At 48.6% G+C, this 21,888-nt stretch carries 17 protein-coding genes; 10 read left to right on the forward strand and 7 right to left on the reverse strand.

Going from position 1 to position 21,888, the window contains the following annotated elements; genetic code table 11:
* The first annotated feature begins 107 nt into the window (after positions 1-107).
* From gmk to recG, 5 genes are all read left to right on the forward strand, one after another.
* Positions 108-731 carry a guanylate kinase gene (gene gmk / locus AC6I8Y_RS15695; RefSeq protein ID WP_042477262.1) on the forward strand — a complete coding sequence of 208 codons (624 nt, stop codon included), beginning with the start codon at positions 108-110 and terminating at the stop codon, positions 729-731.
* 193 nt (positions 732-924) lie between these two features.
* Positions 925-1,197, forward strand: a complete 273-nt coding sequence (gene rpoZ / locus AC6I8Y_RS15700) for a DNA-directed RNA polymerase subunit omega (protein ID WP_006071268.1) — start codon at positions 925-927, stop codon at positions 1,195-1,197.
* A gap of 45 nt (positions 1,198-1,242) precedes the next feature.
* A complete protein-coding gene (gene spoT, locus AC6I8Y_RS15705) occupies positions 1,243-3,360 on the forward strand; it encodes a bifunctional GTP diphosphokinase/guanosine-3',5'-bis pyrophosphate 3'-pyrophosphohydrolase (RefSeq protein WP_042476939.1) in 2,118 nt (705 codons plus the stop codon).
* Between the two features lie 63 nt (positions 3,361-3,423).
* Positions 3,424-4,110, forward strand: a complete 687-nt coding sequence (gene trmH, locus AC6I8Y_RS15710) for a tRNA (guanosine(18)-2'-O)-methyltransferase TrmH (RefSeq protein WP_498020517.1) — start codon at positions 3,424-3,426, stop codon at positions 4,108-4,110.
* Positions 4,111-4,245: 135 nt separating this feature from the next.
* Entirely contained in the window at positions 4,246-6,324 is a 2,079-nt protein-coding gene (gene recG / locus AC6I8Y_RS15715) for an ATP-dependent DNA helicase RecG (RefSeq protein ID WP_394153123.1), read from the forward strand.
* A 90-nt stretch (positions 6,325-6,414) separates the two neighbouring features.
* On the opposite strand, the gene envZ is transcribed toward recG, so the two are convergent.
* The gene (gene envZ, locus AC6I8Y_RS15720; protein WP_498020518.1) at positions 6,415-7,737 is read right to left on the reverse strand and encodes a two-component system sensor histidine kinase EnvZ; all 1,323 of its coding nucleotides are present in this window, start codon (positions 7,735-7,737) and stop codon (positions 6,415-6,417) included.
* 86 nt (positions 7,738-7,823) lie between these two features.
* The gene (gene ompR, locus AC6I8Y_RS15725; protein ID WP_498020519.1) at positions 7,824-8,543 is read right to left on the reverse strand and encodes an osmolarity response regulator transcription factor OmpR; all 720 of its coding nucleotides are present in this window, start codon (positions 8,541-8,543) and stop codon (positions 7,824-7,826) included.
* 354 nt (positions 8,544-8,897) lie between these two features.
* Here ompR and AC6I8Y_RS15730 point away from each other — a divergent pair, with 354 nt between their 5' ends.
* Together AC6I8Y_RS15730 and greB are read left to right on the forward strand one after the other, a co-directional pair.
* Positions 8,898-9,767 (forward strand): helix-turn-helix domain-containing protein, encoded by an 870-nt coding sequence (locus tag AC6I8Y_RS15730; protein WP_498020520.1) that lies wholly within the window; start codon positions 8,898-8,900, stop codon positions 9,765-9,767.
* 105 nt (positions 9,768-9,872) lie between these two features.
* Positions 9,873-10,352, forward strand: coding sequence for a transcription elongation factor GreB (gene greB / locus AC6I8Y_RS15735; protein WP_234494973.1), 480 nt, complete (start codon positions 9,873-9,875; stop codon positions 10,350-10,352).
* Positions 10,353-10,387: 35 nt separating this feature from the next.
* Here the strand turns inward: greB and AC6I8Y_RS15740 are convergent, their stop codons facing one another.
* Complete coding sequence (locus AC6I8Y_RS15740; protein WP_042478981.1) at positions 10,388-10,975, reverse strand: YjaG family protein; 588 nt, start codon at positions 10,973-10,975, stop codon at positions 10,388-10,390.
* Positions 10,976-11,040: 65 nt separating this feature from the next.
* Here AC6I8Y_RS15740 and AC6I8Y_RS15745 point away from each other — a divergent pair, with 65 nt between their 5' ends.
* Both AC6I8Y_RS15745 and AC6I8Y_RS15750 read left to right on the forward strand, forming a co-directional pair.
* Complete coding sequence (locus tag AC6I8Y_RS15745; RefSeq protein ID WP_394153092.1) at positions 11,041-11,967, forward strand: D-2-hydroxyacid dehydrogenase; 927 nt, start codon at positions 11,041-11,043, stop codon at positions 11,965-11,967.
* A 399-nt stretch (positions 11,968-12,366) separates the two neighbouring features.
* The gene (locus tag AC6I8Y_RS15750) at positions 12,367-13,500 is read left to right on the forward strand and encodes an integrase core domain-containing protein (protein ID WP_394151372.1); all 1,134 of its coding nucleotides are present in this window, start codon (positions 12,367-12,369) and stop codon (positions 13,498-13,500) included.
* Between the two features lie 296 nt (positions 13,501-13,796).
* On the opposite strand, the gene AC6I8Y_RS15755 is transcribed toward AC6I8Y_RS15750, so the two are convergent.
* The 3 genes from AC6I8Y_RS15755 to nudC all read right to left on the reverse strand — a co-directional run bounded on the left by AC6I8Y_RS15755 (position 13,797) and on the right by nudC (position 16,606).
* The gene (locus tag AC6I8Y_RS15755) at positions 13,797-14,327 is read right to left on the reverse strand and encodes a DUF4136 domain-containing protein (protein ID WP_498020521.1); all 531 of its coding nucleotides are present in this window, start codon (positions 14,325-14,327) and stop codon (positions 13,797-13,799) included.
* 120 nt (positions 14,328-14,447) lie between these two features.
* Positions 14,448-15,515 carry a uroporphyrinogen decarboxylase gene (hemE, locus tag AC6I8Y_RS15760; RefSeq protein WP_498020522.1) on the reverse strand — a complete coding sequence of 356 codons (1,068 nt, stop codon included), beginning with the start codon at positions 15,513-15,515 and terminating at the stop codon, positions 14,448-14,450.
* Between the two features lie 308 nt (positions 15,516-15,823).
* Positions 15,824-16,606, reverse strand: a complete 783-nt coding sequence (nudC, locus tag AC6I8Y_RS15765) for an NAD(+) diphosphatase (RefSeq protein WP_498021536.1) — start codon at positions 16,604-16,606, stop codon at positions 15,824-15,826.
* Positions 16,607-16,770: 164 nt separating this feature from the next.
* On the opposite strand from nudC, the gene AC6I8Y_RS15770 reads away from it, so the two are divergent.
* Entirely contained in the window at positions 16,771-17,265 is a 495-nt protein-coding gene (locus AC6I8Y_RS15770) for an Rsd/AlgQ family anti-sigma factor (protein WP_042478978.1), read from the forward strand.
* A 412-nt stretch (positions 17,266-17,677) separates the two neighbouring features.
* Here the strand turns inward: AC6I8Y_RS15770 and rpoC are convergent, their stop codons facing one another.
* Entirely contained in the window at positions 17,678-21,880 is a 4,203-nt protein-coding gene (gene rpoC / locus AC6I8Y_RS15775; RefSeq protein ID WP_394153087.1) for a DNA-directed RNA polymerase subunit beta', read from the reverse strand.
* Positions 21,881-21,888: the final 8 nt, after the last annotated feature.

Below are 21,888 nucleotides of genomic sequence, written 5' to 3' on the forward strand. Positions count from 1 at the left end.
TTTTCTGGCCGAAATTTCAGCACTTGGGCCAGTGTTTTATCTAAAATAGAAGAGTGCATCGCGCAGCTTCTATTCCTTCAACCCAAGAATGCGGACACTGACAAATGATTGGTAAAGGCACCCTGTATATCGTATCGGCACCAAGCGGCGCTGGTAAATCGAGCTTAATTGCAGCTATGTTGGAAAAAAACCCAACCTACGCAATGAAGGTTTCTGTTTCTCACACCACTCGCGGCATGCGCCCTGGTGAAGAAGACGGCGTGCACTACCACTTTGTTGAAAAATCAGAGTTTGAATCACTGATTGAGCAAGGCGCGTTTCTTGAGTATGCCGAAGTGTTTGGTAACTACTACGGTACGTCTCGCTTGTGGATTGAAGAAACGCTAAATAAAGGCATCGATGTCTTCCTAGATATCGACTGGCAAGGCGCGCGCCAAATCCGCGAGCAGATGCCAGAAGCGAAAAGCGTCTTTATTCTGCCGCCGTCAAACAGTGAGCTTGAGCGTCGCCTAAACGTGCGCGGTCAAGACAGCGATGAAGTGATCGCAAAACGCATGAGCGAAGCAAAATCAGAAATGTCACATTACAACGAGTACGACTATGTTATCGTCAACGATGACTTTGATGGCGCACTTGTTGATTTTAAAGCAATTTTACGCGCTGAGCGTTTGAAGCAAGACAAGCAAGCTGTGAAATATAAAGGCATGCTGGATGCGCTACTAGCGGAGTAATTCGCTCGTATTTCATACCTATTCTGTTTTTCGCCTAGCGCGATGAAATGAAATAACAGGCGATCTCATTAGTGATATCGCCGATAAACCCTAAGTAACAGTAGCTAAACGGATCATTTGTGATCTAGAATCTAAATGTAATAGCCTGTATACTTTCTCGTCATCAAAAATTTAGTTAACTATTGGAGTTCTTATGGCACGCGTAACTGTTCAAGACGCTGTTGAAAAAGTTGGCAACCGCTTCGACCTAGTTCTTATTTCGGCTCGCCGCGCACGTCAGATGCAAATCGGTGGTAAAGATGCACTAGTGCCAGAAGAAAATGATAAGCCAACGGTTATCGCTCTACGCGAAATCGAAGAAGGCTTGATCACGAAAGAAGTACTAGACGCACGCGAGCGTCAAGAGCAGCAAGAGCAAGAAGCTGCAGAACTAGCGGCAGTAAGCAGCATCGCTCACAACCGTTAATTCGACCTATCCAATCAGAGTTCCATCGACTTTCGGGCCTATAATTTGTACCTATTCGATAGCCTTAAAGACGTTGCCCAAGAATACCTAACAGAGCCTCAAATTGAGGCTCTGCGTCAATCTTATGTGGTAGCAAGAGATGCCCATGAAGGGCAGACCCGCTCTAGCGGTGAACCTTACATCATCCACCCTGTTGCGGTAGCTCGTATCCTCGCAGAAATGCGTCTGGATATTGAAACACTGCAAGCAGCACTGTTGCATGATGTTATTGAAGATACGGAAGTCACCAAAGAAGAGCTAGAAGAACAGTTTGGCAACACCGTCGCGGAACTCGTGGACGGCGTCTCTAAGCTCGACAAGCTAAAATTCCGAGATCGCAAAGAAGCTCAAGCGGAAAACTTCCGCAAGATGGTGCTTGCCATGGTGCAAGACATCCGCGTGATCTTGATTAAGCTCAGTGACCGTACTCATAACATGCGTACATTGGGCGCGCTTCGTCCGGACAAGAAACGCCGTATTGCTCGTGAAACCCTAGAGATCTATGCGCCGCTTGCGCATCGTCTCGGTATTCACAACATCAAGACCGAGCTTGAAGAGTTAGGTTTTGAAGCGCTTTATCCAAACCGTTATCGCGTTCTAAAAGAAGTAGTGAAAGCTGCTCGCGGTAACCGTAAGGAAATGATCCAACGTATCCATAGCGAGATCGAAGGCCGCCTCGGTGAGGTTGGCTTGAACTGTCGCGTACTAGGTCGTGAGAAGAATCTGTTCTCCATCTATAACAAGATGAAAACCAAAGAGCAGCGCTTCCACACCATCATGGATATCTACGCCTTCCGCGTTATCGTGGACACGGCGGACACCTGCTATCGCGTACTTGGTCAAGTACACAGCCTGTATAAGCCCCGTCCAGGTCGCATGAAAGATTACATTGCGGTACCAAAGGCGAACGGCTATCAATCTCTTCACACCTCGATGGTTGGTCCTCACGGTGTTCCTGTTGAAGTACAAATTCGTACTGAAGACATGGACCAGATGGCAGACAAGGGTGTGGCAGCGCATTGGGCATACAAAGGCAATGGCGATCGCACTGGCACTACTGCGCAGATTAAGGCACAGCGTTGGATGCAAAGCCTGCTTGAGCTACAGCAAAGCGCAGGTAACTCATTTGAATTTATTGAAAACGTAAAATCCGATCTGTTCCCAGATGAGATTTACGTGTTCACACCAAAAGGTCGTATCGTCGAGCTACCGCTTGGCGCGACTGCGGTCGACTTCGCTTATGCGGTGCATACCGATGTCGGTAACACCTGTGTGGGAGCTCGCGTTGATCGTAACCCGTACCCACTAAGCAAGGCTCTAAAGAACGGTCAAACCGTTGAGATCATCAGTGCACCAGGTGCTCGTCCAAATGCGGCATGGCTAAACTATGTCGTGACGTCACGTGCTCGCACTAAGATCCGTCAGGTGCTGAAGACCATGCGTCGTGAAGAGTCTGTGGTTCTGGGTCGCCGCCTGCTTAACCATGCATTAGGTCGCCACTCTGTTGATACCATCTACCCAGAGAACATCAACGAAGTGCTCACCGACCTTAAGCTTGAGTCGCTCGACGACTTGCTTGCTGCGATTGGTCTTGGCGAACTCATGAGCATCGTGATTGCGAGACGCTTACTGGGTGATACGGACGAGCTAACACAAACAAGCTCTATTCCATCATCAGGTAAGAAGCTGCCAATCCGCGGCGCGGAAGGTATTCTTCTGACGTTCGCGAACTGCTGTCACCCAATCCCTGATGATCACATCATTGCCCATGTGTCGCCAGGTCGTGGTCTTGTGGTTCACCGTGAAACGTGTCCAAACGTTCGTGGTCACCAGAAAGAGCCAGATAAGTACATGGCGGTAGAGTGGAGTGACGACTACGAGCAAGAGTTCACTGCAGAACTTCAAGTCGATCTGCAAAACCACCAAGGTGCGCTTGCCGAGCTCACCAATGTGATTGCGAAGACTGGCTCAAACATTCACGGCATTTCGACGGAAGAGCGTGATGGTCGTTTGTATACTGTGACGGTATTGCTGACAACCAAAGACCGTGTGCACCTTGCCGGCATCATGAAGCGCATTCGCGTTATGCCACACGCACTGCGAGTCAGACGTCGTAAGAACTAAAGCTAATGCTTGATCTAACACGGGTTCGATGAATATCGAGCCCGTTTTATTTGGAACATCCTAATGAATTTAGAACGCTACAATCGTATTCAGGAAGTGCTCAAAGCACGCCAACCCGATCTGACTTTACTGCTAGAACAAGTTCACAAGCCGAACAATGTCTCTGCCGTTATTCGCACCGCCGATGCCGCGGGTGTGCACAAGGTCCATGCAGTTTGGCCTGATGAGAAGATGCGTACCCTAAGCCACACCTCAGCAGGCGCGCGTAACTGGGTGGAAGTTGAAACTCACGATACGGTCGCAGATGCTGTGCGCGAGCTAAAGAGACAAGGCATGCAAGTACTAGCCACCAACCTATCAGATAACGCCGTCGACTTTCGCGAGATCGACTACACCAAGCCAACGGCCATCATCCTCGGCGGTGAAAAAAACGGTATTACCCAAGACGCCTTAGGTGAAGCAGACCAGGACATCATTATTCCGATGGTAGGCATGGTGCAATCACTTAATGTCTCGGTTGCCAGCGCGCTTATTTTATTCGAAGCGCAACGTCAGCGTCAGCTGGCGGGTATGTACGATCGCGATACGAGTGTACTTCCAAAAGAAACCATTCACCGCATCCTCTTTGAGCGTGGTCATCCTGTTCTCGCCAAGGTCGCAAAGAAGAAAAATATGCCCTATCCACCACTCGATGACGAAGGGCAGATTGTTGCTGATGAGTCGTGGTGGAAGGAGATGCAGAAGAAGTAGCCTTATCGGCTTCATACCATATAGAAAGCGCCGTGAGGGCAGAGCTCGATAATATAGGTTGAAGCCATTAAAACTGTACAAAAAGACAGTAAAATGCTTGAATATTCTCATCTAACACTCTGATGGATGGTGAATATGGCTCAGTTACTGTCGGCAATTCCTTTAACTTCGCTTTCTGGCGTTGGGGCAAAAGTCGCAGAGAAACTTGAAAAGGTAGGATTGCACACGGTGCAAGACCTGCTGTTTCACCTACCTCATCGCTATGAAGACCGCACGCGTATTTACCCTATCGTCAAACTACACCCCGGTCTTTGGGGGTCAGTGCAAGGTAAGGTGATGAGCAGCGATGTCGCCTTTGGTCGTCGCAAGATGCTGACGGTGAAGGTTAGTGATGGCAATGGCACCATTACCTTACGCTTTTTCAACTTCACCGCGGCTATGAAGAACAACTTCTCCGAAGGGCGCATCATCGTCGCTTATGGTGAGGTAAAGCGCGGTAATCATGGTCTTGAAATCATCCATCCTGAATACAAATTTCATGCTGAAGGGAAAACGCCAAAGCTAGAGCAAACACTGACGCCCATCTACCCGACGACAGAAGGTTTAAGGCAGCTCACTCTAAAGAGCTTAACCGACCAAGCCCTTGAGCTAATGGACGGTGCAGCAGTAGATGAACTCCTCCCAAGCGGCTTGTACAACCAACAGATGACGCTTGCTGAGGCGCTGCACGTAATTCACCGCCCGCCACCGAATATTAACCTCGACGATTTTGATGAAGGCAAACACCCTGCGCAGCAGCGTCTTATCATTGAAGAGTTGATGGCACAGAACCTGTCGATGTTGGCCGTGCGAAGCAAAGGTCAGCAGGACGCGGCTATCGCGCTGCAGCCTGTCGAGACGCTTAAACAAAAGCTACTCGGACAACTGCCCTTCTCACCAACAGGCGCTCAGGCTCGCGTCGTTCAAGAGATAGAAACCGACCTACAAAAGCCAATCCCTATGATGCGGTTAGTCCAGGGCGATGTGGGATCGGGTAAAACGCTGGTTGCCGCTTTGGCTGCTGTGCGCGCCATTGAACACGGCTATCAAGTCGCTATGATGGCGCCTACTGAACTGCTTGCTGAGCAGCATGCTATTAACTTTGCCGGCTGGTTTGAGTCGATGGGCATCCAAGTCGGTTGGCTGTCTGGTAAGCAGAAAGGTAAAGCGAAAGAAGCCGAGCTGGCGCGCATAGCCAGTGGTGAAGCGCAGATGGTGGTGGGGACTCATGCGCTGTTTCAGGAGTCAGTTGAATTTAACAACCTCGCCCTTGTCATCATCGATGAGCAGCACCGTTTTGGTGTCCACCAACGTCTAGAGCTACGTGCAAAAGGGGCCAAGCAAGGCTTCTACCCTCATCAGTTGATCATGACGGCAACGCCAATTCCAAGAACGCTGGCGATGACCGCTTATGCTGACTTAGAAACTTCAGTTATCGATGAGCTTCCACCAGGTCGAACCCCGATTCAAACCGTCGCCATTCCCGATACTAAGCGCGATGATGTGATTGAAAGAGTTAAAAACGCCTGCCTACACGAAGGCAAGCAAGCCTATTGGGTGTGTACCCTTATCGATGAGTCGGAAGTACTTGAAGCGCAAGCAGCAGCTGACACGGCTGAAGACCTGCAGCGCAAACTGCCCGATCTCAAAATAGGCTTAGTGCATGGCCGCATGAAGCCTGCCGAGAAACAAGACGTCATGCAGCGCTTTAAAAACAATGAACTGCATCTATTGGTGGCCACTACGGTGATTGAAGTGGGTGTGGATGTCCCCAACTCCAGCTTGATGATTATCGAGAACCCAGAGCGCCTTGGTCTAGCTCAATTGCACCAGTTACGCGGCCGTGTGGGACGTGGTAGTGTGGCGAGCCACTGTGTGCTGTTGTATCACTCCCCACTTTCTAAAACTGCACAGAAGCGCTTAGGCGTGCTTCGTGAGAGTAATGATGGCTTCGTGATCGCGCAAAAAGACTTGGAGATCCGTGGGCCGGGCGAGCTACTGGGCACCAAGCAAACGGGATTGGCTGAGTTTAAGATTGCGGATTTGGTGCGCGACCAACGATTAGTGCCCGAAGTTCAGCGCATTGCGCGCCATGTTCATGAGCAATATCCAGACAACGCCAAGAAGATTATCGACCGCTGGCTCGGCGACCGAGAGTTTTACGCGAAAGCATAACTCTAGAGCGAGGCAAGTAAAGTCACACGCTGCCAGCGCGTGACTTTACCTTTCAATGTTTTTATTCAGTTTCTATTCAAGTGAGGCTGATTAGAGCTTTTTATTGCCTTTCGGCACAGGAAAACTCACTTGTGCCTTCAAGCCACCACCACTGCGATTAGTGATGCTCACCGAGCCATGATGCTGACTGATAATTCGCTTCACGATCGCCAGACCTAGACCCGTGCCTTCGCTGCCACGAGCGGTATCACCGCGAGTGAACGGTTCGAACAAACGACCGATCTGGCTCTCTTCGATACCTGGGCCATTATCCTCAATGGTGACCCAAGCCAGTTTGTTATCCACCGTCATCCCTGTCGTGACCTTCACCCAACCATTACCGTAACGAACCGCATTCACTACCAGATTGGTAATGGCCCGCTTGATGGCAATTGGACTACCTTCGATATCTTTAATGTTCTTCATTGGCGCGTACTCAATCTGCACCTCATAGCCACCCTCGGAAGAAACAATATCAGACGAGATATCATTGAGGCTCATAGGTTCAAAGGATTGAGTATTGACCGGTTTGAGGTAATCCATGAACTGACCGATGATCTCATTACACTCTTCGGTATCACTGATGATCCCCTCCGCCAAATAGCTATCCTCTGGCGACATCATCTCTGTTGCGAGTCGAATACGAGTCAAAGGCGTGCGGATATCATGGCTGATACCGGCCATAAGCAATGTACGGTCTTGTTCAAGCTCTTGAATGCCCTTCGCCATTTGATTGAATGCACGGGTTACAGAGCGAATCTCTGACGCGCCTCGCTCTGGCAGTGGCGGTGGGATCTCACCCTTACCCACCAGCTTTGCTGCATTCTCCAAGGCGGTTAATGGACGGTTTTGCAGTCGAATAAACAGCCAACCACCCACAATAACAAACAATGCCATAATCAAGCTATTGCGAAACAGCGGTGCGAAATCCTCTTCTTGCAGCTCCGACAAAGGAATGCGGATCAGAGAGTTTGGAAGAGCATCAATCTGCATCCAGAGAATATAGCTCTCTTCGCCTAAGATCAGCCGCACCTCGGTCTTGGATTGCAGCTCCTCGGTCATCTCTTCACTCATCAAGTCGATAGGCAGAGCATGATTAAACTCATTCGCCATCGCACTGTCATCAGCATGAATGGTCACACCAAGCTGAGCCAGCACCTGTCTGCGCAGCGGCGCGTCCATCTCAATCTGACCATCGACATCTTCGGTATCTTCCAAGAAGAACACCAACTCATGCGCCAGTATCTTGTTGAACTGCTGCAAACTTGGTACCAGCGCGTAGTTATACACCGCGTAGTACGAGAAAACCTGACTGGCGATAAGCAGAGTAAAGAACAAAAGAATGGATTGGGTGAACGAGCTACGAAAGCGCATAACGTTTCCTTTGGAGCGAAGACGAGAGTTGATAATAAACAAAAAAGGCTCTGAATCCATCCAGAGCCTTCATAAAACCAGCGAGATTATGCTTCTTTGCCGTCTGGCACGAAGACGTAACCTAAACCCCATACCGTTTGAATGTAACGAGGCTTACTTGGGTCAATCTCTAGCATACGACGTAGGCGAGAGATTTGAACGTCGATTGAACGCTCCATTGCTGAGTATTCACGACCACGCGCCATGTTCATCAGTTTGTCGCGAGACATTGGCTCACGCGCGTTAGTCACTAACGCTTTCAGTACTGCAAACTCACCAGAGGTTAGAGGCATCGCCTCTTCACCGCGGAACATTTCACGAGTACCTAGGTTTAGTCGGAAGTCACCGAACTCAACCACAGACTCTTCTTGGCTAGGTGCACCCGGCGCTTCAATAATCTGACGACGCAACACCGCTTTAATACGAGCCAGCAGCTCGCGCGGGTTGAATGGCTTAGGAAGGTAGTCATCCGCGCCAACCTCAAGGCCAACGATACGGTCTACCTCATCGCCCTTCGCTGTCAGCATTAGAATCGGCAACATGTTGTTGGCGTTACGTAAACGACGACAGATCGACAGGCCATCTTCACCAGGTAGCATTAAATCCAATACCATAAGGTGAAAGTTTTCACGGGTTAACAGGCGGTCCATCTGCTCACTGTTAGCAACACTGCGTACTTGGAATCCTTGCTCTGATAAGTAACGCTCTAGTAATGCACGCAGACGTGCATCATCATCAACAACTAAAATCTTGTGATTTTCTTGCATATTCGATTCCACCACTAAAAAGGCTATCCACACACTAAATTGTCTAACACTATGACAAATCAGCGTATCAGCGGTAAATGTAACATTCCTTGCGTAAAAATTGTGCACGGAATTGTTAGAGATTATTAATTATGGTCTATATTATTCACCTTCGTCACAGTTCTATGTGATATGAGCGATGTTTATCGCATGTTGAGGAAATTTACTCCCTGAAACCTATTTAACCCTGTAGCTATATTCCTTGCGCCCGCTAACGCTTTGTAACATCCTGAAACTTGGTTTTAGCGTACGAGGCATCGTTCTGTCATATACCCTGTATACGGTATCTTGTTTTGAATTATTCAAGGAAAGGTTATGACTCTAGCGCCCCAATGGGAACTTCATTTTTCGCGTGATAATTTTGCCCAGGCTCTAAAGCACTGGCGAAGTTTCAATGGTATGTCTCAACTAGACCTCGTGGAAGCGCTGAGTTTGTCTCACCGAGCTTTTCAAGGCGTCAATCAACCTATGCTGAGTAAGTGGGAGCATGGCAATGGCCAACCTTCTCTCATGCGACGCGTTGGCGTTGCGGCGTTTTTTCAGCAGCCTTATCAGTACTCAGAAGAAGAGCTCAGGCTCATTCAAAGTGTTGAGAAATACGATCAGTTCTTTGTCGGATTCGATACTTTATACCCATGCACTATCGATCGCTATGTCACCTACCCTTGGGACAAACTGCCTGAGGTCTATCGCGAGCAGATCCTTTACGCGCAAGAGAACTATCGCAATATCGGCTTTGATGACTTGATCAGTGTGATGTCTGTCAGTGAAATACATGTGGTGGTCGCCCTTCACAATAACGCGATGGTTGGTCATATCGTTTATGGTAAAGATGGCGGCGGCCAAGACTGCCTACTTAGCTATCTCGCCCTCGATAAAACGCTGTATCGTCAGGTTCACCGCCATGCTTGCGAGATGTTTGAAGGCAAGAAAGTGCTGACCACAGCGATCAAACCATACGCTAAGACGGTGATTTCCGACATTTATATCCCAGAGAAGTACAGCATTGGCGAACTCAGCGTGTATGAGTGCAACATTAATGCGCTGACTGCCAACCCATTCTTTGAGCGGATACATGATGAAGGTCGGATCTTGTCATTGCTGAGTCACCACCAGAAAGTGCAAAGAGACCGCCGTCTCAATGCTGCCGAAGTTCACAGCGAGAAAAGCGCCACTCCAGCATAGATTGAGCTTTTTTGTTTTCATGGCAATATGTAGCCATGTGCGAATGAATCCACTACTCCGTGAGTGGACTTAGCTCGCAATGATGAATGGCGAAACGATTGAACAATGAAAACAAACCTAATCACCCGCGAAGGGTATGACAAACTTAAAAAAGAGCTCGATTTCTTGTGGCGTGAAGAGCGCCCTGAGGTAACGAAAAAAGTGACTTGGGCTGCGTCGCTTGGAGATCGCTCCGAGAACGCTGACTATCAGTACAACAAGAAGCGCCTGCGCGAAATTGACCGCCGTGTCCGCTACCTTCGCAAACGCCTAGAGCAAGTCACTGTGGTCGATTACTCCCCTCAGCAAGAAGGCAAAGTCTTCTTTGGTGCTTGGGTCGAGATTGAGAACGAAGATGGCGATACCATGAGCTTTCGTATTGTCGGCCCAGATGAAATCTACGGTGGCGCGAAAGGCTACATTTCCATTGATGCACCAATGGCAAGAGCGATTCTAAAGAAAGAAGTCGATGATGAATTCGTGGTGAAGACACCAGAAGGCATCAAAGAGTGGTTTGTTAATCGAATAAGCTACAACGGTTTATAACAAAAATGGCCCAGAGAACTGGGCCATTTTTGTATTTAAATCTCAACACCAATATTACTGATGCCCTGCTCTTTCAATTCTAGGCGCAGATCTTTAATCAGCTCAATATCGCGCTCTTCACTGTCACGAAGTGGACGGAAGATAGCCCATTGAACATCCCACTCTTCACACACGGCTTCGTTTTCTTTCTGGTTGTCGTTGGTGATCTCAACGCCGGTTTCAGCCTGCTCTAGTTGAGCAACCGTCGCTACGGACTGCTGGCTGATTTTTAGGCTCGACTCAAGTAGGTAATCGCGATCAAGCAAACCATGCAGAAGCGTCGACAGCGCAAAACAGGCATCAATCGCCGGGTATACGCCATACATCTCGAAATCTTCTGAGTTCGGAATGACCTCTTCTAGCTTCTCAAGCTGCTTTTCGAAGTTGATTTTAGCGGTTTTCACCGTCAGCAGTTCCCATACCGCATCCAAGATATTGCGGTACACGCGCGCTTCCGCAAACTCGGTTTGCTCACAGAACATAGCGAAGTTGGGGTACATACGTTCGCACAAACAGGTCATAAAAGTGATATGCTGCCAAGGCTCAAATTTTTCGATACGTACCTGAATAGGGTTCTTTAACATGGTCGCTCTGCCGTAGTGAATGTAGACAGCGGAAGTGTAACCAAACGGATAGGGAATAGCCAGAAATGACGACGCAAAAGCATCGCTTAGCACTTGTGACGGACAACAATGACCACTATCTAAAGCTCCTTGAAACCAAACAGTTGCCAGATCTCGAGATCACCGCCGAGATCGGTGATGCAACCATCTTGCTCGCAGCACCACCAAAGCTGGCATCACAACTGGGTGACGCTAAGGAGTTAGAGTGGGTTCAGTCAACGTATGCTGGTATCGATGCACTGCTTGGCGAGTCACTTCGTAAGGATTACAAACTCACTAATGTGAAAGGCATTTTTGGTCAGCAGATCAGTGAATACGTTCTGGGTTACTCGATTGGCTATTTCCGACACTTCGACCTTTACAAGCAGCAGCAACAAAAACGTGATTGGCAGCCTCACACTTATCAATCCATGATCGGTAAACGCATGGTCATTTTTGGTACCGGCGCAATTGGTAGCCATCTTGCCAATACTGTCAAAGCTCTCGGGATTATCCCTATAGGCATTAATCGCACCGGAATCCCACCAAGACAAAGTGCCTTTGCAGAGACCTACCATATCAATGAGGCGGGCAAAGCGCTTGAAAGTGCGAATATCATCGTCAACACGCTCCCTAATACGCCATCTACTGACGGCCTTTTCGATGAGCGCCTATTTGCGGCTTGTCGCCATGCGTTGTTTTTTAATGTTGGCCGCGGTCAAACGGTGGATGGCAACGCTCTGCTTAACGCCTTGGAACGCGGTAATCTGGTGCATGCGTTTTTAGATGTGTTTATTGATGAGCCTATCTCGCAAGAGTGCCCTTACTGGAGTAATCCGAACGTAACCGTGACACCTCATATAGCGGCGATTAGTTTTCCTGAGCAGGTGGTCGAGATATTTGCTGAGAATTATCTGCGTTGGCGTGATGGGTTTCAGTTACAGAATTTGATTGATTTTGAGCGTGGGTATTAGGAGTCATCACTCTCAGTAGTCGTCACCCCACTAGCCGCGCGCTTACGTAGGCAGAGGGCTACTCGACGCTCGCACCAAGCCTCAGGTAGATTCCGGCCTGCGCAGGAATGACGTGAGTTGTTAGTTCATTGCTCGCAAGATATTCGTCACCCCTGCGCAGGCAGGGGTCTACTCAACGTACGCACCAAGCCTCAAGTCGATTCCTGCCTGCGCAGGAATGACGTGAGTTGTTAGTTCATTGCTCGCAAGATATTCGTCACCCCTGCGCAGGCAGGGGTCTACTCAACGCGGTATTGACCGGGCTCATAGGTAACAGTTCTAACCGGGCACATGGGTAACAAGTGCTAATGTGTAAGCTTCGAAGAGGAGAAGCTTATGCCATGGGAAGAGACTTGTATCATGAGCCAAAGAGAACTTTTCATTGAAGATTGGCTTAGCCATCGATTTTCTATTAGCGAGCTGTGCCAGCGTTATGGCATAGCTCGTAAAACAGGCTACAAATGGATCAACCGTTTCCGTGAGCAAGGAATGACTGGTTTAGCTGACTTGAGTCGAGCTAGACATACCCATTCCAATCAAACGCCGGACTGGGTTGTGAAACGGATACTTGATTTAAAGGTTCGTTATCCAAACTGGGGGCCTGTCAAAATCCACTCCGCCCTCTATCGTTCTAACCATTCTCAGCATTGGCCTGCGCCAAGTACCATTGGTGAAATCCTTAAGCGCCACAACCTTGTCAGACCCAAGAGAAGAAGACTGACGACGCCACCTCAAACTCAGCCTCTTGCTCATGCGATGGAGCCAAATGATGTTTGGAGTGCAGACTTTAAAGGTCAGTTTAAAATGGGGAACGATAGGTGGTGTTACCCACTCACTCTCACTGACAATTGCAGTCGTATGCTCCTGGTGTGTAAAGGACTCTACAACACCAAACTGCCCGCTGTACAAAGTGCCTATGAAGCGGCTTTTCGGGAGTATGGCTTACCTAGAATGATTCGAACGGACAATGGCTGGCCATTTGCGTGTGTAACCTTAGGAGGGCTTACTCCGCTATCAATCTGGCTAGTTCGTCTTGGTATCTATCCTGAGAGAATTAAGGCGGGGTGCCCACAACAGAATGGCCGGCATGAAAGGATGCATAGAACCTTGAAGGCTGAGGTAGCCAAACCACCGAAGGGCAATTTATCGGCTCAGCAACGGGCTCTTAATCGCTTCAAATTGCAATACAATGAAGAGCGTCCTCATCAATCTCTTGGATTAGGGAAGTGTCCTGCGGACGTTTATAGAAAGTCTCCTCGACCATTCCCCAATCAATTACCACCGCTGGAATATCCTAGCGAACATGAAGTCAGAAAGGTGAAATGTGGCGGCTATATTAAACTTAACGGGCAAGCCATTTATGTCACTAGAAGACTATTAGGCGAGTACGTCAGTTTGGAATATATCGACAATCGATGTTGGTTGCTTCGATTTGGAGAAATGAGATTAGGGATTGTCGATGAAGTTGTTGGAAAAGTAATTCGGCCAACATAGGGTGTTACCTATGTGGCCGGTTTAAAGTGTTACCTATGTGACCATCAGTACACGCATGCACCAAGCCTCAGGTAGATTCCTGCCTGCGCAGGAATGACGTGAGTTGTTAGTTCATTGCTCGCAAGATATTCGTCACCCCTGCGCAGGCAGGGGTCTACTCAACGTACGCACCAAGCTTCAAGTCGATTCCTGCTTGCACAGGAATGACGCGAGTTGTGGGTGCGTCATACTCAAAATGGTCGCCACCCTACTAGCCGCTCACCTACGTAGGCAGGGGGCTACTCGACGCAACTAGACTATCTCGCAGGATACTCCTCAAACATCTTGTGAACCTGCTCCTGCACAAACACATCTCTGTCGGCTGGCTCCATGGTCTCGGTTAACTGGCGCTGCGAGACAGAGCGCCACACCACATCATTGGTTTTTGGGTCAACAAGCTCGACCGCCAATTTACCAAATTTCTTTTCCTTCACTCGCGTTGGAGTGCGGACACCTACACCATAGCCGCTGTTGTACCCCCCTGTTCCGATACCAAATCCAAAGCTAGGACCATCCGCCCTTAATTCTGTGCCCTCAAGGATGTCATAGCGCACAACCAAGTCTGCATCTTGTTCCACCATGGAAAAACCTCGAACATTGAGCTCGTTATCAACGGCTTGTTTGATACGGGCACCATCTAGGCTAACTGGCGCCTCAGCGTTTTCTTGGTATTGATACGTGTTGAACGCAGCGAAGTTAACGCTAGAGTTGTAGTCGGTTGCGACGTCTGAGGCACAACCGGTGAGAAACAGCAGCGAAGCTAGAAAGGAAACAAGCACTTTGAACATAGGGTTGCCTCACAACACAAGACCTAGTTAAAGCGTAGTCAAAGTGAGACAAAAATGCCGTTACTCCCCTTTAGGAAATAACGGCATCTCATTATTTAGACGTCAGTAATTGGCGGTGAATTACTTGTGGTATGGCTTAGATAGCTCGTGAACGGCCTCTACAAACACACCAGCATTCTCTGGTGGTACATCCAAGTGGATGCCGTGACCTAGGTTGAATACATGACCTGTACCACCGTCGCCAAAGCCTTCTAGGATGGTCGCCACTTCTTCACGAATACGCTCAGGTTGCGCGTAAAGCATGGATGGATCCATGTTACCTTGAAGCGCCACTTTATCGCCTACGCGAGCTTTCGCATCGGCAATGTTGATGGTCCAGTCTAGACCGACCGCATCACAACCTGTTGCAGAGATTTGCTCTAGCCACATGCCACCGTTCTTAGTGAACAAGGTCACTGGAACGCGGCGACCCTCGTTTTCACGGATAAGGCCATCGACAATCTTGTGCATGTATTGAAGTGAGAACAGGTTGTAATCACGAGGAGTTAATACGCCACCCCAAGTATCAAATACCATCACAGACTGAGCACCCGCTTTGATCTGAGCATTTAGATATTCGATAACGCTGTCTGCTAGCTTATCAAGAAGTGCATGCAGTATTTGCGGCTCTGCGTACATCATCTTCTTGATTTTAGTGAAGGCTTTTGAGCTGCCACCTTCTACCATGTAAGTGGCTAGTGTCCAAGGGCTCCCAGAGAAACCAATCAGCGGAACATCACCATTCAAGTCTTTACGGATCTGACGGACGGCGTTCATTACGTACTTTAGCTCGCCTTCTGGATCTGGAATACCAATCTTGTCGACATCTGCTTTGCAGGTAATCGGGCGCTCAAACTTAGGACCTTCACCCGCTTCAAAGTACAAACCTAGGCCCATTGCATCAGGAATCGTCAAGATGTCAGAAAATAGAATGGCGGCATCCAGTGGGAAACGGCGTAGCGGCTGAAGGGTCACCTCAGACGCTAGCTCTGCATTCTTACACAGTGACATGAAATCACCCGCTACTGAGCGAGTCTCACGGTATTCTGGAAGGTAACGGCCCGCTTGGCGCATCATCCATACTGGTGTGTAGTCTACAGGTTGCTTTAACAACGCTCGAAGATAGCGATCGTTCTTTAATTCCGTCATTCTTTTTTCTCCAATTCGAAAGGCGTTAGTTTACCGCTATTCATTCATGGTTGGCAGCCTTAGATAACAATTCTTTTACCAAAATTTGAGGGTCATCGCCTGTGTTGCGCTACCGCTCAAAAAAGAGTCACTTTGCAAAGCAGATCATATTATCAATACGCAGTTATGTGGTGAGTTTGCCAAGGACCAAAAGGAATGTTAAAAGTTTGTTTGCTAGCGAAAATTACAATAATACTACTGAGTCTCTAGACTCAGCATCTCATAACGACATCTTACTTACCCCCTCCGCACGCGGAGGGTTTTTTTTGTCATTTTTCTGCTGCAGCCGCCTCGACGGTCGCATGAATGAGCGATCTGGCAATGGTCCCTTCAGGCGCGACCAAGGGGAGCTCATTAGTATTAAACCACTGGGCGTCTTTGAGCTCACTGTAATCCGGTTTGATATCACCACTCTCATAGTCAGCAAGAAACGCCATCATCATACTCGATGGAAACGCCCATGGCTGACTGCCAAAATAGCGAATATTGGCGACCTTGATGCCGGTTTCCTCTTCCACCTCACGAGCAACGCAAGTTTCTAGTGTCTCACCCACTTCCAAGAACCCAGCAATCACCGTGTACATGCCGCCTGCATGGCGATTATGCTGAGCCAGCAAGATGTCTTGCCCTTTGCGTACAGCGACGATAATGCAGGGAAAGATACGTGGATAATGCAGCGTTCGGCAGTCTTGGCACTGCATAGTGAGCTGATTATGGTTTAGGTGATTGCGACCTCCGCATTGAGGACAAAAACGCATAGACTGGCTCATATAGCCATATTGAATTGCTTTGGAGATTTGATGGAACAGCGTCTCTGGGAGATGAAGCAGTTCGCGAAGCGAGGTCAGCTCTCGCTCTCCTTCTAGGTCGGCATCGTTAAGCCACATCACGGGCTTACCGTCAAACTCCCCTACTTTTATTGCCTGCTGAGCAGGCAGTGAAAACTGCTCTGCCGAACCAAGCGGCACATCACCGTCTGCAAGCCAAAGTTCATTCCCTGACACCACACACCAATAAGCCTGGCGAATGACCTTTTCACTTTTTTTTAACATCATGAATCCTCTTCACTTGCAGTTCGTCCATTTTACTGGCAATCTAAATTCATACCAGCTAGAAAACTCGAAATTCTAATTCTGGTGAATGAGAAACGAATTCTCTTTTACTCTTTGTCGTTACAAAGCGTGCAGCTGCCAATTGCAGTGCCGATCATGAGGACATGGTCATGTTAAATAAATTCAAACAAGTACAAGAACAATGGGGTGGCTCTAGCGAAGTCATCGACCACTGGCTAGAAACAAGACAAGCGCTTATTGTTGAATACTGTAAGCTCGGTTCACTTCAACCCGCTCAAGCCCAATCTAACGTGGTTGAGCTTCCCTCAGCGAAAGAAATCAGCTCCTTTTGTGATCATCTCGTTGACTACATCTCCGAAGGCCACTTCAAAATCTACGATATGGTGATGGATAAGTGGAAGGCGACTGGCTTTAAGACCAACGACGATATCGATGCGACCTACGCTAAAATCGTTCTCACCACAGACCCATTACTTGAGTTCAACGACAAGTATGTACAAGTATCATTTGAAGATGAGCTTCCGGGTTTCGAGGACGATATGTCTAAAGTTGGTGAGATACTTGAACTGCGATTTGAAGTGGAAGATAAGCTGATTCAGTTGATCGCGGACAGTTTGGCGATTCCGCCAGGTGCGTAAGTAATAGTGCAATAGTTAGCACTTCTGAATCCAGAATTACCGTCACCCCACTAGCCGCGCGCCTGCGCAGGCAGGGGACTACTCAAAGCGTGCACCAAGCCTCAAAAAGATTCCTGCCTACGCAGGAATGACGGACGCTGTGGAGTAATCAGATCTACATAGTCTTCACACCCAAAATGACCGTCACCCCTGCGCAGGCAGGGGTCTACTCAAAGCATGCACCGAGCCTCTAGAAGATTCCTGCATGCGCAGGAATGACGTGCGCTATAGAGCCATCAAGACTAAGTAATCCTATCACTCCAATTGTCGCATGCCGACGCAGGCAAGGGGCTACTCAACGCACCCACCAAACCTCAGGATTCCAGACACAAAAAAGGCGCCTTTCGGCGCCTTTTGTCATTTCGCTCTGCGATTACTCGTCAGAAGAGAAACCTGCGTTTAGTAGCGCAGCTAGGTTATCCGTCGCTTGTTCAGCTGATGGACCTTCTTGAGCTTCGTCACGCTTAGCTTGACGGTCTTGGTGATACGCAAAACCAGTACCCGCTGGGATCAGACGACCCACGATAACGTTCTCTTTCAGACCACGTAGGTCATCACGCTTACCAGATACCGCTGCCTCTGTTAGTACGCGCGTCGTTTCTTGGAACGATGCTGCAGAGATGAACGATTCTGTTGCTAGCGATGCCTTAGTGATACCTAGTAGGTCACGCTCGAAACGTACAAGTTCTTTGCCTTCAGCTTCTAGCTGACGGTTTGCGATCTTAACGCTTGAGTATTCAACCTGCTCGCCTGGTAGGAACTCAGAGTCACCAGCATGAGTGATAGTACACTTACGTAGCATTTGACGAACGATAGTCTCGATGTGCTTATCGTTAATCTTTACACCCTGTAGACGGTATACTTCTTGAACTTCGTTCGCGATGTATTGAGTCACAGCGTGAATACCACGTAGACGTAGAATGTCATGCGGAGTTTCTGGACCATCAGCGATTACGTCACCACGCTCAACGCGCTCACCTTCGAACACGTTTAGCTGACGATGCTTAGGAATCATCTCTTCGTAGTTATCGCCACCATCACGAGTGATGATTAGACGACGCTTACCTTTCGTCTCTTTACCGAATGAAACGGTACCAGAGTGCTCAGCAAGGATTGCTGGCTCTTTTGGTTTACGAGCTTCGAATAGGTCCGCAACGCGAGGTAGACCACCGGTGATATCTTTGTTACCGCCAGATTTCTGTGGAATACGTGCTAGCGTATCACCCACACCTACTTCTGCGCCATCTTCGATGTTCACGATCGCTTTACCAGGTAGGAAGTAAAGTGCTGGCATTTCAGTGCCTGCGATCATTACGTCGTTACCTTGCTCATCAACAAGTTTGATAGCTGGACGCATATCTTTACCTGCTGCTGGGCGAGCTGCCGCTTCTGTTACTTCGCTTGAAGATAGACCTGTTAGGTCATCTGTTTGACGAGAAACAGTTACGCCGTCGATCATGTCTACGAACTGGATGCGACCTGCTACTTCAGTGATGATTGGAAGCGTGTGCGCTTCCCAGTTTGCTACTGTTTCACCAGCTTGAACTGCATCGCCGTCACCTTTAGTCAGTAGTGAACCGTAAGGAAGTTTGTGCTTCTCTTTGGTACGACCGAACTCATCGATGATCGTCATTTCTGACGCACGAGAGGTGATGACCAGTTTCTTATCTTTGTTGATAACGAACTTAGCGTTGTGAAGTTTCACAGAACCTGTGTTCTTAGCTTGGATGCTGTTCTCTGCTGCTGCAGTAGATGCCGCACCACCGATGTGGAACGTACGCATCGTAAGCTGTGTACCCGGCTCACCGATAGACTGAGCAGCGATAACGCCCACTGCTTCACCTTGGTTCACTAGGTGACCACGTGCTAGGTCACGACCGTAACACTGTGCACAACAACCGAAGTCTGCATCACAGGTAACTACTGAGCGCACTTTCATGCTGTCTACCGAGTTATCTTCCATGATCTGACACCACTTCTCATCAATCAGAGTATTACGTGGGATCAGAACTTCTTCAGTACCTGGCTTAAGAACGTCTTCAGCAACTACACGACCTAGCGCAAGCTCAGAAAGTGCAACTTTAACGTCACCACCTTCGATATGCGGCATCATGTCGATACCTTCGTGCGTACCACAGTCGTGCTCGTGAACAACTACGTCCTGAGCAACGTCTACTAGACGACGAGTTAGGTAACCCGAGTTCGCTGTTTTCAGTGCCGTATCCGCAAGACCCTTACGAGCACCGTGCGTTGAGATAAAGTACTGAAGTACGTTTAGACCTTCTTTAAAGTTCGCGGTGATAGGCGTCTCGATGATTGAACCATCTGGACGTGCCATCAGACCACGCATACCAGCAAGCTGACGAATCTGAGCTGCAGAACCACGAGCGCCCGAGTCAGCCATCATGTAGATGCTGTTAAACGACTCTTGTTGCTCTTCTTCACCGTCACGGTTGATAACCGTTTCAGATGATAGGTTGTCCATCATCGCTTTCGCTACGCGATCGTTGGTCGATGCCCAAATATCGATCACTTTGTTGTAGCGCTCACCCGCTGTTACAAGACCAGATTGGAACTGATCCTGGATTTCGCGAACTTCTTCTTCTGCCGATTCGATTTCGTCGTACTTCGCTTGAGGTACAACCATGTCATCGATACCAACAGATACACCTGAAAGTGCTGCGTAAGCAAAACCAGCGTACATAACTTGGTCAGCGAAGATGACAGTGTCTTTTAGACCCAGCTTACGGTAAGCCTCGTTCAGTAGGTTAGAGATTTGCTTCTTACCTAGCTTTTGGTTTACCAAGCTGTATGGAAGACCTGCTGGCACGATTTGCCATAGCATTGCACGACCGATAGTGGTATCAACCATCTTAGTCTCAGTTGTGCTGTTGCCGTCTTCGTCAACTACCGTTTCAGTGATACGTACTTTTACGCGAGCGTGTAGCTCTGCGCTCTTAGTACGGTATGCCTTCTCAGCCTCTTCAGGGCCAGCAAGGTACATACCTTCACCTTTCACGTTGATCTTGTCACGTGTCATGTAGTACAGACCCAATACAACGTCCTGAGAAGGTACGATGATCGGATCACCTGATGCTGGCGACAGAATGTTGTTTGTCGACATCATCAGAGTACGAGCTTCAAGCTGTGCTTCTAGAGTTAGAGGCACGTGAACCGCCATTTGGTCACCATCGAAGTCCGCGTTGTACGCCGCACACACTAGTGGGTGTAGCTGGATCGCTTTACCTTCGATTAGTACTGGTTCGAACGCCTGGATACCAAGACGGTGAAGTGTTGGTGCACGGTTCAATAGTACTGGGTGTTCGCGGATTACTTCGTCTAGGATATCCCAAACGATCGCTTCTTCGCGCTCTACCATCTTCTTAGCCGCTTTGATTGTCGTCGCCATGCCACGAGTTTCTAGCTTGCTGTAGATAAATGGTTTGAATAGCTCTAGTGCCATCTTCTTAGGAAGACCACACTGGTGCAGACGAAGGTATGGACCTACTGTGATTACAGAACGGCCAGAGTAGTCTACACGCTTACCTAGTAGGTTCTGACGGAAACGACCTTGTTTACCCTTGATCATATCAGCAAGAGATTTCAGAGGACGCTTGTTCGAACCTGTGATCGCACGACCGCGACGACCGTTATCTAGAAGGGCATCAACAGACTCTTGCAGCATACGCTTTTCGTTACGTACGATGATGTCCGGAGCCGCTAGCTCTAGAAGACGCTTCAAACGGTTGTTACGGTTGATTACGCGACGGTATAGGTCGTTCAGATCAGACGTTGCGAAACGGCCGCCATCTAGTGGTACTAGAGGGCGTAGATCTGGCGGAAGTACCGGAAGCACAGTTAGGATCATCCACTCAGGGTTGTTACCTGATTGAATAAACGCTTCAACTAGCTTCAGACGCTTAGTGATTTTCTTACGCTTAGTTTCTGAGTTAGTAGACTCAAGCTCTTCGCGCATCATCTCTGCTTCAGCGTGCATGTCCATAGTAGACAGCAGATCTTTGATCGCTTCTGCACCCATCTTAGCAGTGAACTCGTCACCCCATTCTTCTAGACGATCAAGATACTCTTCTTCAGTAAGCATCTGTGATTTTTCTAGATCCGTCATACCCGGTTCTGTTACTACGTACATTTCGAAGTAAAGAACGCGCTCGATATCACGTAGCGGGATGTCCATCAGCAAACCGATACGAGACGGTAGCGATTTTAGGAACCAGATGTGAGCTACTGGAGACGCAAGCTCGATGTGGCCCATACGGTCACGACGAACTTTAGTTTGTGTAACTTCTACACCACACTTCTCACAGATAACACCACGGTGCTTCAGACGCTTATATTTGCCACAAAGACATTCGTAGTCTTTAACTGGACCAAAGATACGCGCACAGAACAGACCATCGCGCTCAGGCTTGAACGTACGATAGTTGATAGTTTCTGGTTTTTTAACTTCACCAAAAGACCATGAACGAATCATGTCAGGTGAAGATAGACCGATTTTGATTGCATCAAATTCTTCGGTCTTATGCTGTGCTTTTAGAAAGTTTAATAAGTCTTTCACAATCAGCT

The organism is Vibrio sp. KUL78 (genome assembly GCF_059725505.1).